Origin of the sequence: Pseudoduganella buxea, assembly GCF_009720835.1 — a bacterium.
In the GTDB taxonomy this organism is placed as follows: Bacteria; Pseudomonadota; Gammaproteobacteria; order Burkholderiales; family Burkholderiaceae_D; genus Rugamonas; species Rugamonas buxea.
Genome location: NZ_WNKZ01000119.1, coordinates 1 through 13,709 on the forward strand (window position 1 = coordinate 1; position 13,709 = coordinate 13,709).

Annotated in this window: 9 protein-coding genes and 1 pseudogene; 5 read left to right on the forward strand and 5 right to left on the reverse strand. The window is 67.0% G+C overall.

All coding sequences use genetic code 11. The features are described from left to right. Positions 1-892 (forward strand): annotated as a pseudogene (locus tag GM672_RS24920) (hypothetical protein); the annotation flags it as partial. A 43-nt stretch (positions 893-935) separates the two neighbouring features. Here the strand turns inward: GM672_RS24920 and GM672_RS24925 are convergent. The 4 genes from GM672_RS24925 to GM672_RS24940 all read right to left on the reverse strand — a co-directional run bounded on the left by GM672_RS24925 (position 936) and on the right by GM672_RS24940 (position 5,579). After that, positions 936-3,242 (reverse strand): UvrD-helicase domain-containing protein, encoded by a 2,307-nt coding sequence (locus GM672_RS24925; protein ID WP_155473228.1) that lies wholly within the window; start codon positions 3,240-3,242, stop codon positions 936-938. Positions 3,243-3,315: 73 nt separating this feature from the next. After that, positions 3,316-4,104, reverse strand: coding sequence for a BPSS1780 family membrane protein (locus tag GM672_RS24930; protein ID WP_155473229.1), 789 nt, complete (start codon positions 4,102-4,104; stop codon positions 3,316-3,318). Continuing rightward, a complete protein-coding gene (locus tag GM672_RS24935; protein WP_155473230.1) occupies positions 4,101-5,072 on the reverse strand; it encodes a homoserine kinase in 972 nt (323 codons plus the stop codon). The genes GM672_RS24930 and GM672_RS24935 overlap by 4 nt, the downstream gene beginning before the upstream one ends. An 84-nt stretch (positions 5,073-5,156) precedes the next feature. Next, positions 5,157-5,579: a hypothetical protein gene (locus GM672_RS24940; protein ID WP_188915900.1), complete on the reverse strand. Its 423-nt coding sequence runs from the start codon at positions 5,577-5,579 to the stop codon at positions 5,157-5,159. Positions 5,580-5,796: 217 nt separating this feature from the next. On the opposite strand from GM672_RS24940, the gene polA reads away from it, so the two are divergent. From polA to GM672_RS24960, 4 genes are all read left to right on the forward strand, one after another. After that, positions 5,797-8,547: a DNA polymerase I gene (polA, locus tag GM672_RS24945; RefSeq protein WP_155473231.1), complete on the forward strand. Its 2,751-nt coding sequence runs from the start codon at positions 5,797-5,799 to the stop codon at positions 8,545-8,547. A gap of 205 nt (positions 8,548-8,752) precedes the next feature. Beyond that, positions 8,753-9,628: a dienelactone hydrolase family protein gene (locus tag GM672_RS24950; RefSeq protein ID WP_155473232.1), complete on the forward strand. Its 876-nt coding sequence runs from the start codon at positions 8,753-8,755 to the stop codon at positions 9,626-9,628. Positions 9,629-9,692: 64 nt separating this feature from the next. Further along, on the forward strand, positions 9,693-10,535 hold the full coding sequence (locus tag GM672_RS24955; RefSeq protein WP_371867100.1) for a ZIP family metal transporter: 843 nt from the start codon (positions 9,693-9,695) through the stop codon (positions 10,533-10,535). 76 nt (positions 10,536-10,611) lie between these two features. Beyond that, positions 10,612-11,406 carry a UCP032817 domain-containing protein gene (locus GM672_RS24960; protein ID WP_155473233.1) on the forward strand — a complete coding sequence of 265 codons (795 nt, stop codon included), beginning with the start codon at positions 10,612-10,614 and terminating at the stop codon, positions 11,404-11,406. A 95-nt stretch (positions 11,407-11,501) separates the two neighbouring features. On the opposite strand, the gene GM672_RS24965 is transcribed toward GM672_RS24960, so the two are convergent. Further along, on the reverse strand, positions 11,502-13,709 hold a 2,208-nt coding region (locus GM672_RS24965), incomplete at its 5' end, for a PEP-CTERM sorting domain-containing protein (protein WP_155473234.1).

Below are 13,709 nucleotides of genomic sequence, written 5' to 3' on the forward strand. Positions count from 1 at the left end.
GGCTCCAGCCGCTGCGGCAGCACCCGCCGCCGCTCCAGCCCCAGCTGCCGCGCCAGCCCCACCCGCAATGCCAGCGCCACCGGCCCCGCCAGCGGCGCCCGCGTTGTCGGCCAGCCCGATGGGCAAGGACGACATCACCGTGCGCTTCGACGATCGCCCGGACGGCTACGCCATTGTCCAGCGCCATACAGGTCGTACCTACGCCTCGTCGCTGAACAAGGCCGACCTGGACGAACTGGCCAGGGCCAAGGCTGCCCATGCGGGCGATTTCGTGTGGATCAAGCAGGATGGCAAACGCTATGTCGTCACGGACCCGGCGCTCGTCGCGAAGGCCCGCGCGGCCTGGGCGCCGCTGGAGCAACACAGCACACGGATGCGGGAACAAAGCGCCGCGATGGAGGCGCACGGCAAGCAGATGGGCGAGGTGGGCGCAAGGCTGGGCCAGGAAATGGCGGCCTTCCATGTGACGGGCTACCAGCGCGCCACGGAACGGCAGATGGAAGTACAGACCCGCGAACTGGCACGCCTGGGCGCAAAGCTGGAAGCGCTGGGCCGCCAGCTCGGCCAGCAGGAATCGGCCGGCGCGCGCGACAAGCTGGCGCGGCAAATGGAGGCCCTGCAGCAACGCATGGTGCCGCTGCAAGCCCAGATCGACGGCATGGCCGCCGGCATCGCGGCGCGGCAGGCCAAGGCGCAGCCGGACAACGCCCGCATCCAGGCGCTGCAGGCAAAAATGACGGCGCTGCAAAAGCCCATGAACGAGCTGGGCGAAAAGATGGGCCGGCTGGGCGCCGAACAGGGTCGCCTCAGCATCGAGGCGGATCGGGCAACCCGCGCCCTGATCGACGAGGCGCTGCGCAAGGGCCAGGCGACGCCCGCCAAAGCCGGATGACGCGGCCAGGCCATTGCCTCAAAACAGGGGACTGTCCCCGGTTTTAGCGCGCCACCCGCTCCAGCTTCGCCACCGACAGGTCCAGCACCTTCATGCCGGCGCTGCCGAAGTTGATCTGGGCGCGGCAGTTGCTGCCGCTGCCCTCGATATTGACGATGACGCCTTCGCCGAACTTGCCGTGGATGACGGATTCGCCGATGCGCCAGCCGGTGCCGCCCGTCTTCTGCTGGGCGATGCGCTGCGCGATGGCGTTGTCGCTGCCGCCACTGAGTTTCGCGTCTTCCCACGTCGCCTTCTTGTTGGCGAACCAGTGGCTCTGCACCTTCGGCGACAGCCACTTCAGCGATTCCTCGGGCAGCTCGTCGAAGAAGCGCGACTTCATGTTGTAGCGGGTCTGGCCGTGCAGCATGCGCGTCTGCGAGAAGCACATGTACAGGCGCTTGCGTGCCCGCGTGATGGCCACGTACATCAGGCGCCGTTCCTCTTCCACGCCGCCTTCTTCCTTCGAACTGCTCTCGTGCGGGAACAGGCCTTCTTCCAGGCCCGTGATGAAGACGTTGTCGAATTCCAGGCCCTTGGCCGAGTGCACCGTCATCAGCTGCAGCGCTTCCTGGCCTGCCTGCGCCTGGTTGTCGCCTGCTTCCAGCGACGCATGCGACAGGAAGGCCGACAGCGGCGACATCACGGTGGCCAGCGGCGCATCGGCGTCGAGGATTTCGATGCCGTCCACATTGACAATGGCTTCGCCGGCCTGCGCCTGCGCCTGCGGTCCCAGGTGGGCCGGGGCACCCTGGCCGAAGCCTTCCTCGGAGACGAACTGGGTGGCCGCGTTGACCATCTGCTCCAGGTTTTCCACCCGGTCGGCGCCTTCCTTTTCCAGGCCGTAGTGAGCCAGGAGGCCGGAAGCTTCCAAAGTGACGCGCACCAGCTCGGGCAGGGCCATCTGCTGCGTCTCGAAGCGCACGCCTTCAATCAGCTTGACGAAGCCGCCCAGCGACGTGCCGGCCTTGCCGACCATATAAGGAACGGCCGCATACATCGAGATATTGTAGGTTTCGGCAGCGTTCTGCAGCTGCTCCAGGGTGCGCGCGCCGATGCCGCGCGCGGGGAAGTTCACCACGCGCAGGAAGGCCGAATCGTTGTGCGGATTGTCCATCAGCTGCAGGTAGGCGATGGCGTGCTTGACCTCGGCGCGCTGGAAGTAGCGCAGGCCGCCGTACACGTGGTACGGGAGGCCGGCCGAGAACAGCGCATGCTCGATCACGCGCGACTGGGCGTTCGAGCGGTACAGGATGGCGATCTCGCTGCGCGACGCGCCCTCGGCGATCAGGTTCTTCGCCTCCTCGATGATCCACTGCGCTTCCTGCAGGTCGGAGCTGGCCTCGTACACGCGCACCGGCTCGCCATGGCCCGCGTCCGTGCGCAGGTTCTTGCCCAGGCGTTTGCTGTTATTGGCGATCAGCATATTGGCCGAATCCAGGATATGGCCGTGCGAGCGGTAGTTCTGTTCCAGCTTGATCAGGTTCTGCACGTGAAACTCGGCCTCGAAGGCGGCCATATTGCCCACGTTGGCGCCGCGGAAGGCGTAGATGCTCTGGTCGTCGTCGCCGACGGCGAACAGGGCGCCGCCCCGCTGCGTGCCGTGGCCGGCCAGGAGTTTGAGCCAGTTGTATTGCAGGTTGTTCGTATCCTGGAACTCGTCGACGAGGATATGGCGGAAGCGCTGTTGGTAGTGCTCGCGCAGGGGCTCGTTGCGCGACAACAGTTCGTACGTGCGCAGCAGCAGCTCGGCGAAATCGACGACGCCTTCGCGCTGGCACTGGTCGTCGTACAGCGCGTACAGTTCGACCAGCTTGCGCTCGGTGGCGTCATAGGCGTCGATCTGGCCGGCGCGCAGGCCCTGGTCCTTGTGGTTGTTGATGAAGTACATGACCGTCTTGGCCGGATACTTCTCGTCGTCGATATTGTTGGCCTTGAGCAGGCGCTTGATCATCGACAGCTGGTCCTGCGAGTCGAGGATCTGGAACGACTGGGGCAGGGCGGCGTCGCGGTAATGGGTGCGCAGCAGGCGGTTGCACAGGCCGTGGAAGGTGCCGACCCACATGCCGCGTGTATTGATCGGCAACATTGCCGACAGGCGCGCCAGCATCTCCTTCGCCGCCTTGTTGGTAAACGTGACGGCCAGGATGCCGGCCGGCGAGACCTGGCCCGTCTGGATCAGCCACGCGATGCGCGTGGTCAGCACGCGGGTCTTGCCCGAACCGGCGCCGGCCAGGATCAGGGCGTTCTGCGACGGCAGGGTAACGGCGGCAAGTTGTTCGGGATTGAGATTCAGGAGGAGATTTTGCATCCCCTCATTATACCGGGCGGGCCCCCCGGCCGCCGCAGCCATGCGGGCTGCGGGACCGGTTCACTGCGCTGCGTCAGCCGTTCAGGGGCGGCTTCGCGATGGGGGCCTCGTCGGCCGGCGGGGTGCCGAAAATATGGCAGTAGGCCGCGTACAGGGCGCAGTGGGCGACGCCGAACAGCAGCACGAACACCACCCGCAGCAGGGCGATCGAGAACGGACCGAAGCCCAGCAGCAGCAACACGATCTGCGAGCTGAACAGGGCAATCGCGCTGAGGCTGAACGCGAACACGACAAAGGCGAGGAAGGCCCGTTTGGCGGCGAAGAAGGCATAGAACATGGCCTTGCCCGGGCCCATGCCGCCCCAGAACACGAGGGGCACGGCAAAGCAGATGATCGTCACGGCCGGCAGGTACAGCAGCATCGCCGTCAGCATGCCGCCGAACAGGCCGGAATCGCGCAGCAGTTCCGGGTCCGGCTGGGTCTGGCCCGTGGCCATCTTCTGCAGCGCTTCCGTATCGGCCACCAGGAACAGCACGCCGGCGGCGATGATGGCCGCGCCCAGGTGCAGGGCGCCCAGCACGCACAGGCGTTTGAGCATGGGCTGGCGAAAGCCCGTGCCCAGCAGCGACGGCACGACGGGCCGCTCCAGCTGGATCTGCTGGGCCGCGCGCATGAAGCCGACGGAAAACACGGGCAGCAGCACGATCTGCGCCAGCTGGCCCAGCAGGGGCACGAGGCTGAGCAGCGCGGTCAGGATCATGTAACCCAAAAACAAGGTGGACATGCCGCCCGGCTGCTTGCGAAACAGCGCGAAGCCCTGCTTGACCCAGCCCCAGCCGGCACTTGCGGGTGTCGGGTTCATGCGAACAGCCTTGGCGCCGGCGTGGCGATGCGCTCGCGCAGGATGCGTTCGAAGTGGGTGGGATCGTGCGGCGTCAGCATCTCCGCCGCGCGGGGCTGGTACAGGTCGTACAGGCGCGACAGCCAGAAGCGCAGCGCGCCGGCCCGCAGCGCGCATTGCCAGCCGGCCTGCTCGTGGGCCGTGAACGGGCGTACGGCGTGGTAGGCGTCCAGCATGGCGCGCACGCGCGCCGTGTCGAGCACGCCCGTGTCCAGGTCGATGCACCAGTCGTTGACAGTGACGGCGACATCGAACAGCCACGTGTCGCAGCCGGCGAAGTAGAAGTCGAAGAAGCCCGTCAGGCGCTCGCCGTCGAACATCACGTTATTGCGGAACAGGTCCGCGTGCACGGGCCCCTGCTGCAGGCGCTTGTACAGATCCGAGCCGTGGAAAGCTTCCTGGAAGTGGATTTCGCTGCGCAGCAGCTGAACCTGGGCTTCGGGCAGGTGGGGCAGCACGGCAGGCGCCGTCTCGTGCCACCACGCGATGCCGCGCAGGTTGGGCTGGTGCAGGGGGAAGTCGCGCCCGGCCAGGTGCATCCTGGCCAGCATGTCGCCCACGGCGGCGCAGTGCACGGGCTGCGGGTCCATCTGCGAGCTGCCTTCCAGCTTCGAGACGATGGCCGCCGGCTTGCCGTGCAGCGGCACGCACAACTGGCCGTCGTGGTTCGGCACCGGTTCGGGTACCAGCACGCCATGGCCGGCCAGGTGGCGCATCAGCTGCAGGTAGAACGGCAGCTGCTCGAAGCCCAGGTTCTCGAAGATCGTCAGCACATGCTCGGTGCGCACGTCGCCGCTTTGGGTCGTCAGGAAGAAGTTGCTGTTTTCAATACCGGACGCGATGCCTTTCAGCGCCACGGCTTCGCCGAGGGGGAACTGCGCGATCCAGGGCCGGACGTCATCCAGACTGACCGAGGTAAACACTGCCATGAGAAACCAGTAAAAAAGTCGGGAAAAGGTGAAAGGTCCACCCGGCCCCCGGCAGGACCGGGGGTGGGGGTGAACCCGTGTCGTTCAGCGCTTGGCCGGCGGTGGCGGCGGCGGTGGCGCGTCCTCGGCGTTTTCCGCCGCGGCGGCGGCATCGGCGCTGCGCTGCTTCTGCTTCTTGGCGATATCGAATTCCATCACGGTCCACTGGGGGCCGCGAATGCCGGTGCCGCCCGCATCGCCCGGCAGCGACGTGCCGCCGCCGGTGGCGTTGTTCGGCTTGACCGTATAGGTACTGCCGCCCGCCTGCACGGTTTCCTGCACGATGCGCCCGTTCTGGCGCTGCACCCTGGTGGTGGTTTCGCGGCTTTCCTTGGGCGTGACGGTGATCGGCGTGTCCGCATCGTTGAGCTGTTCCAGCTTGGGCGGCTCGGTGGACTGGGCGGCGGCGATGCCGGTGGCGGCCGCCAGGGCCAGCAGAAGGGCGGAACGGAAGGTGCAAGCGCGCATGATGAGGAACCTCTAAGGGAGCCCGTGATATTCGGAATATTCGGATGGTTGGGCCATTGTAACAAACCGACACCATTGCCGCTGCCGCACGGCGAAATTCGGCTCGGGGCGGCCGGGTAGGCGCGGCATGCCTGCAACGGCGGCAAGGTGCCGAGGCCTGGCCATAAACTCTGCGATAATGCCGGATTCGAAATCTTGCCCTTGTTTGCCGCGGATCATGCAAAAAACCCTGCTGTTAGTTGACGGTTCCAGTTACCTCTACCGTGCCTTCCACGCGCTGCCCGACCTGCGCAGCCCGGACGGCCATCCCACCGGCGCGATGCATGGCATGGTCAATATGCTGCGCCGCCTGCGCGCCGACTATCCGGCCGCGTATATCGCCTGCGTCTTCGACGCCAAGGGCAAGACCTTCCGCGACGACCTCTACCCCGAATACAAGGCCACGCGCGCGTCGATGCCGGCCGACCTGTCGCTGCAGATCGAGCCGATCCACGAGGCCGTGCGGGCCATGGGCTGGCCCATCCTGATGGTCGAAGGGGTCGAGGCGGACGACGTCATCGGCACCCTGTGCGTCACGGCCGAGAAGAACGGCATGGACGTCATCGTCTCGACCGGCGACAAGGACCTGGCCCAGCTGGTCACGCCCCACGTCACCCTGATCAATACGATGAGCAACGAGAAGCTGGACGAGGCGGGCGTGTTGGCCAAGTTCGGCGTGCCGCCGAACCGCATCATCGACTACCTGACCCTGATCGGCGACACCGTCGATAACGTGCCGGGCGTGGCCAAGTGCGGCCCCAAGACGGCCGTCAAGTGGCTGACCCAGTACGACACGCTCGAAGGCGTGATGGCCAATGCCGACAAGATCGGCGGCGCCGTCGGCGCCAACCTGAAGGCGGCGCTGGAGTGGCTGCCCAGGGGCCGTGAACTGATCACCGTGAAGACGGACTGCGACCTGGCCGATCACATGATGTCGATCAGCGAATCGCTGGTGGCGCGCGAGGAAGACCACGAATCGCTGCTGGGCTTCTTCACGAAGTACGGCTTCAAGACCTTGATGCGCGAACTGGGCGCGATGACGCCGTCCAGCCAGGTGCCGGGCCAGACGGCCCCCAGCGCCCCGGAAGGCGGCACCGGCGACATGTTCGCCCAGCCGCCGGCCAATGTGCGCTACGACCTGGTCGTCACCGAAGAGCAGCTGGACGAGTGGATCGCCCGCGTCACGGCCGCCGAGCTGGTGTCGCTGGACACGGAAACCACGTCGCTCGATCCGCTGACGGCGCAACTGGTCGGCATCTCGATGGCGACGGAGCCGGGCCTGGCCTGCTACATCCCCGTGGCGCACCGCTACCAGGGCGCGCCGGAGCAGCTGCCCCGCGAACTGGTGCTGGAAAAACTGAAACCCTGGCTGGAAGACGCCACGAAGGGCAAGCTGGGGCAGAACCTGAAGTACGACTCGCACATCTTCGCCAACCATGGCGTGACCTTGCGCGGCGTCGTGCATGACACGCTGCTGCAATCGTACGTATTCGAATCGCACCGCACCCACGACATGGACAGCCTGGCCATGCGCCACCTGAACCACAAGACCATCGCCTTCGAGGAAGTGTGCGGCAAGGGCGCCAGCATGATCTGCTTCGACCAGGTCGAGTTGCAGCGTGCTACCGACTACGCCGCCGAGGATGCCGACATCACCTTGCGCCTGCACCTGGCCATGCACGGCCACGTGGCCGGCGACGAAGGCCTGACGGCCATCTACAGCAAGATCGAGCTGCCCACGGCGGTGGTGCTGCAAAAGATCGAGCGCAACGGCGTATTGATCGACGCGGGCCTGCTGGCCACGCAGTCCAATGAGCTGGGCGCGCGCATCGTCGAACTGGAACAGAAGGCCTATGAACTGGCCGAGCAGCCCTTCAACCTCGGTTCACCGAAGCAGATCGGCGAGATCTTCTTCAACAAGCTGAAACTGCCGGTGGTGAAGAAGACGCCGAGCGGCGCGCCGTCGACGGACGAGGAGGTGCTGCAGAAGCTGGCCGAGGACTACCCGCTGCCCAAGATCCTGCTGGAATACCGGGGCATGGCCAAGCTCAAGTCCACTTACACGGACAAGCTGCCGAAGATGATCAACCCGCAGACGGGCCGCGTGCACACCAACTACGCGCAAGCCGTGGCCGTGACCGGGCGCCTGGCGTCGAACGACCCGAACCTGCAGAACATCCCGATCCGTACGGCCGAAGGGCGCCGCATCCGCGAAGCCTTCATCGCGCCCGAGGGCAGCCACCTGGTGTCGGCCGACTATTCGCAGATCGAGCTGCGCATCATGGCGCACATCTCCGGCGACGAAGCCATGCTGCGCGCCTTTGCCGAAGGCATCGACATCCACCGTGCCACGGCGGCCGAGATCTTCGGCGTGCCGCCCGATGAAGTCAACAGCGAGCAGCGCCGCTACGCCAAGGTGATCAACTTCGGCCTGATCTACGGCATGAGCGCCTTTGGCCTGGCCGCCAACCTGGGCATCGACCGCGCCGCCGCGCAGAACTACATCGACCGCTACTTCCAGCGCTTCTCGGGCGTCAAGCAGTATATGGACGAGACGCGCCTGGAAGCGAAAGCCAAGGGCTACGTGAAGACCGTCTTCGGGCGCCGCCTGTGGCTGCCCGAGATCAATTCCCCGAACGGCCCGCGCCGCCAGGGCGCCGAACGGGCCGCCATCAACGCGCCCATGCAGGGCACGGCGGCGGACCTGATCAAGCTGGCCATGATCGCCGTGCAGGACTGGCTGGAAAAGGAAAACCTGAAGTCGCGCATGATCATGCAGGTACACGACGAACTGGTGCTGGAAGTGCCGGACGACGAACTGCAACTGGTACGCGAGACCTTGCCCCGGCTGATGGCGGGCGTGGCCGAACTGAAGGTGCCCCTCGTCGCCGAAGTCGGCGTCGGGAAGAATTGGGAGGAAGCTCACTGAGCTTCCGCGCAACTACGCATGCGAGCTCAGGCGCCTCCGCGCACTGAGCTCACTAGTCGTCGCCGCACCCGCCGTTCTGCAAACCCGGTACATCTTCCAGGGGCCTGACGCCGAACCGGGGTTGACCAGTGTTTTCATAAAAATATTGGCTTTTTAGCACCGACATGGTTCAATCCTGACGATCCGCCCTTTTTCTGGAGAACGCATGAACGACCTGCACAACGATGCAAAGAGCCTCATCGGCGCAGCCGAAGGCATCAGCCGCCGTGACATGCTGAAAGCGGCGCTGGGTACGGGCTTTGCCGCCGCCGTGTTGCCCGTCAGCGCGCAGACGGCCGTCAAGACCGATACGGAAGGGCTGACGGCCGATACCGTCACCGTCCTCGTCGACGGCTATCCGGTGCCCGTCTACCGTGCCCAGCCGGCCGGCAAGACGGGCTTGCCCGTGATTCTGGTGATTTCCGAAATCTTCGGCGTGCACGAATACATCGCCGACGTGGCGCGCCGCTTCGCCAAGCTGGGCTACCTGGCGCTGGCGCCGAACCTGTTCGCGCGCCAGGGCGATCCGCAGAAGGAACCGTCCATCGCCGAGTTGCAGAAGAACATCATCAGCAAGACGCCGGACCTGCAGGTCATGCGCGACCTGGACGCCGTCGTCGCCTGGGCCCGCCAGGGTGGGGCCAGTGCCGACAAGCTGGGCATCACCGGCTTCTGCTGGGGCGGACGCATCACGTGGCTGTACGCGGCGCACAATCCCGGCGTCAAGGCCGGCGTGGCCTGGTATGGCCGCCTGGTCGGCGACGCCACGCCGAACACGCCCCGCCACCCCGTCGACGTCGCCGCCAACATCAAGGCGCCCGTGCTGGGCCTGTACGGCGCCAAGGACACGGGCATTCCGCTGGAATCGGTCGAGAAGATGAAGGCGGCGCTGGCCAAGGGCAGCAGCCGTTCCACCTTCGTCATCTACCCGGAAGCGGGCCACGCCTTCCATGCGGACTACCGCCCCAGCTTCGTCGAAGCCGACGCCAAGGACGGCTGGAAGCGCGCCGTGGAGTGGTTCAAGGAGAACGGCGTCGCCTGAGCCGGCGCGGCTGCCGGCAGGTTTTCCGTAGTCTTTCGAGCAGAAGAGCGAGCCGGACGGTAAAATGTCCGGTTTGCGCGCTGCCGCCGTCCCGGCCCGGCGCGCCGCGGCAAGCTCAAGAGGCATTAAAATCGATCCGGTACTCACATCCATCCTGCTGGCGACCACGGTTGCCGGCATCGTCAGCATTTCGGCGGCGGCCATCTTCTCGTTCGCGCTGCTGTCGCGGGTCGTCGAACGCATGGTCAGCCTGTCCGTCGGCATCATGCTGTCGACGTCGCTGCTGCATGCGCTGCCCGAGGCCTTCGAGACCGGCGCCGATCCGCGCACGCTGTTCGCAACCCTGCTGGCCGGCCTGCTGGCCTTCTTCATGCTGGAAAAGCTGGCCATCCTGCGCCATTCGCACCACCACGAAGGCGACGGCCACCACCACGCCCACGGTCACGACAAGCGCGAGGCGGGCCGCGCCGGCTGGATGATCCTGCTGGGCGACGGCATGCATAATTTCACGGACGGCATCCTGATCGCGGCGGCCTTCCTGGCCGATCCGAAGCTGGGCATCGTCACGGGCGTGGCCATCATCGCCCACGAGATTCCCCAGGAAATCGGCGACTTCATCGTGCTGCTCAACGCCGGCTTCTCGCGCACGCGCGCCTATGTCTACAACCTGCTGTGCAGCCTGCTGGCCGTGGCCGGCGGCCTGCTGGGCTACTACACCCTGGACCGCGCCAGCAACCTGATTCCCTACGTGCTCGTGTTCGCGTCTTCCGGCTTCATCTACATCGCCGTCAGCGACCTGATGCCGCAGATGCAGCGCCGCGCGACGATGAAGGAAACCGTGCCGCAAGTGCTGCTGATCGCGCTTGGGGTATGCATCGTGCTGTTCCTGACGGCGGGGCGGCACTGATGGATCATGTCATCGGCCTGTCATAAAGCTGTGCCACCATGGCCTCCATAAAAACAACAATAAAGGAGGCAACACCATGGCAGGAAAGCTGTCCGACACACTGAACAAAAGCCGCGCCGCGCTCATTCGTCTCACCTCCCGCAACCGCAAGGCCTTGCGGGACATGCCTCCGGGCCTGTACGACGACTGGGTGCGCAGCGCGCACATCGAATTCAAAGGCATCCCGACGGATGCCTTTTTTTATGCCCGCGCCGCCGATGCGCTGCTGACCTTCTTCGAGTGCGTCAAGCGTCACCACATGCCATGCGCGCTGCCGTCGAAGGCGGCCGATTCGGTCTGGCATGCGTGGCTGCGGCACTCACCCGCCACGCTCGATGCCTTCTGCGAGCGGCATTTCGGGCGGCGTATCGCGCACGTCGAAGCGGGCGACATGTCCGGTGGCATGCAGCTGCCGATGGCCCGCAGCCTGGTGATGGCGCGCTTGCTGGAGCGGCGCAACCTGGCCGGTCCGGGCGTGCCCGGCTTGTTCGCCACCGACCGCAAGCTGTGCATGCCGGGCGGCTTCGCCTACCACGAACGGCGCGGCTTCATGGTCTTGTCGGACATGGATGAACGCGGCGTTCCCGCTCATGCGGCGCAGGTTCCGCCCGGCACCGACCCTTGGTCCCTGTTCGATGCCGGCTTGATCGGCAGCCAAGACCTGAAGTGCTGGCGCGAGCGCTGCCTGCGTTCCCATATGGGCGGCAGCACGGCCGGCTTCGACGGCGGATGGAGCGGCGGTGCGTCCGGCTGCGACAGCGACGGCGGCAGCAGCGGCGACGGCGGCAGTTGCGGCGGCTGCGGCGGCGGTGGCGGCGGTGGCGGCGACTGACATCGGGGCCGGTCCTGGCGAAGCGCACGGACGACGGCTGCGCACGAAAAAAAACCGGTGCAGTGCACCGGTTTTCCTGGTTGCGGTGTTGCCGGTCAGCCCTTGCGCCGCCGAACCACCATCACCATGGGCACGCCCAGCAGCATCAGCAGCCACGTCTGGGGTTCCGGTACGGCCGACACGCCCAGCGCATACTGGAAGCCGAAACCGCCGTATTCGCCCAGCGTGAACTGCGTCGTCACCAGCAGGTCCTGCTCGCCCGCGCCCAGCAGGCCCAGGCTGATGGCCTGGTCGCTGAAGAACAGCTGGGCGTCGGACAGGCTGTCGAACGAGCGCGTGAAGATCTGCGTGCCGTGATTGCTGATCGTCAGCGCCAGCTCGGCGAAGCCCGCGTCCAGCGCCTGCGGATTGAACAGGCCCAGGGTCAGGTAGCCCGGCGCGCTCGTGCTGAACTGGAAGTTCGTCGCCGAGATGCTCGTCACCGCCGCCTGCACGCCTTCCATCGAATAACGCGCGCCCATGGCACCGACGCCGATCACCTGGCCGTCGGCCAGCGCGGCGGCCACTTCCGGCGAGCCGGCCAGGACGGCAGCCACGGCCGATTGCGCCGGTGCCGCCGTCGCATGGGCATAGTTGAAGCGCCCGTCGTCGGTCAACGCTCGCTCCGCGATGGCGCCACCGATATTGGCGGAAGTACGGGCGGCCCACTCGGCGCCGGTCACGCTGGCCTGGGCGCTGGTACGCACGCGCACACCGCTGCCGTCGATGGAGACGCTTTCGGACTTGAGCTGGCCCGACCCCGAAAGGCTGGCCCGGCTCGAGTTGCCGGTCGCACCGGTGGCCTGGGACAAAGCGCTGACATCGACCGACTTGCCGCTGCCGAAGGCCTGCGCATGCGTGGTGCGGATGCCGCCCAGGGCTTCGGCGCGGATGGTGGTCGTGCCGCCCACATCGCTGTTGCTGCCATGGGCATCGGCGCGCGCCTCGCCGGTCGAGACGGCACGGGCAAAGGCCTCGGCCTTGGTCCCCATGGCGCCAGCGGTGGTCGTGATCACGCCGGCTCCGGCTTCGGCGACCGCGCGCTCCATGGCCGATACCGTCACGCGTGCAGTGGCGTCGCCGGTCGCAGTGCCCGCCAGGCGCCCAAGACCGAGGTTGCCGGAAACCGCGTTGACCTTGCCGCTGGCCTGTGAACCGGCCGCCCTGGCGCTCAGGTTCAGTATGGCTTCGGCCGCGCCGCCGTTGCCACCGACGGCACCGTATTGTCCGCGTCCGCCGTTGCCGCCATAGGCATTGACCGTCGCATCGATACTGGCGGCGTTCGCATCGGTGTAGCCCAGGTAGGAGTAGGCCGAGCCACCCTGGCCGCCGCTGGCCTGGCGGCCCGCGGTATCGCCGTTGGCATACGCTGCGCCGCCGTTACCGCCGTGGGCCGCCTGCGTCAGCGTCAGGGCGCCCGTGGTAGTGCCGTAGACCGCGTTGGAGATACGGGCGGTGGCGCCGGCGCCGCCGTTCGCGTTGCCGCTGCCAACCCCGCCATCACCGCCGATGACCTTTGCCGCGACATCGGCCTTGCCACGCAGGCCGTAGACGGTGGCGCTGGCCGTGGCCGCGCCGCCGATGCCCCCTCTCTTGCCCAGGCCCGTGGCGGCACCACCCGTGCCGCCCGTTGCCTCGGCCTTGCTGGCCATGTCGCCCTCGCCGCGCGCGATGCTGCGCGCGTCGCCCTCGCCCCCGGCCTGGCCCGCCCCATTGGCGCCGTCGCCGCCGGCACCGCCCTTGGCCGATACTGCCACGGACAGGGGACCGCGCGCCACGACATCGGCCTGGGCCGTCCCGCGGGCGCCGGCGGTGGCAAGGCCGGCAGCGCCCGTGGCATTGCCGCCCTTGCCGCCGTAGGCATTGACCGTCGCCTTGACGCTTGTCGCCTGTTGGTCGCTCAAGATCAGGCGTGCGTCGCCGGCACCGGCCGCGCCGGCCTTGCCGCCTGCGCTGTCGCCGCCGGCGCCGCCAGTGGCATCGAAGGACAACTCCAGTGCGCCGTTGGTGACGACGTCCAGCGTATTGCGCAGCACGGCATTGGCACCGGCGCCGCCATCCGCGCCCAGCAGGCCGGCACCGCCGGCGCCGCCGATAATGCTGCTCGACACCAGCGCCTGGGCGCCGCCGACGCGGGCCGTCAAGGTAGCCGTCGCCTCGCCGCCACGCCCGCCACGGTGACCGGCGCCGCTGCCGGTACCGCCGGTGCCGCCCGTCGCACCGTTGCGGAACACGGCCACGTCGCCGTTGCCGCCCGTGCCGCT

Coding starts and splice junctions, on each gene's coding strand:
- GM672_RS24925 (WP_155473228.1), bottom strand. CDS start 3,242: ATGCAAAATCTCCTCCTGAATCTCAATCCCGAACAACTTGCCGCCGTT.
- GM672_RS24940 (WP_188915900.1), bottom strand. CDS start 5,579: ATGCGCGCTTGCACCTTCCGTTCCGCCCTTCTGCTGGCCCTGGCGGCC.
- GM672_RS24960 (WP_155473233.1), top strand. CDS start 10,612: ATGGCAGGAAAGCTGTCCGACACACTGAACAAAAGCCGCGCCGCGCTC.
- polA (WP_155473231.1), top strand. CDS start 5,797: ATGCAAAAAACCCTGCTGTTAGTTGACGGTTCCAGTTACCTCTACCGT.
- GM672_RS24935 (WP_155473230.1), bottom strand. CDS start 5,072: ATGGCAGTGTTTACCTCGGTCAGTCTGGATGACGTCCGGCCCTGGATC.
- GM672_RS24955 (WP_371867100.1), top strand. CDS start 9,693: ATGTCCGGTTTGCGCGCTGCCGCCGTCCCGGCCCGGCGCGCCGCGGCA.
- GM672_RS24950 (WP_155473232.1), top strand. CDS start 8,753: ATGAACGACCTGCACAACGATGCAAAGAGCCTCATCGGCGCAGCCGAA.
- GM672_RS24930 (WP_155473229.1), bottom strand. CDS start 4,104: ATGAACCCGACACCCGCAAGTGCCGGCTGGGGCTGGGTCAAGCAGGGC.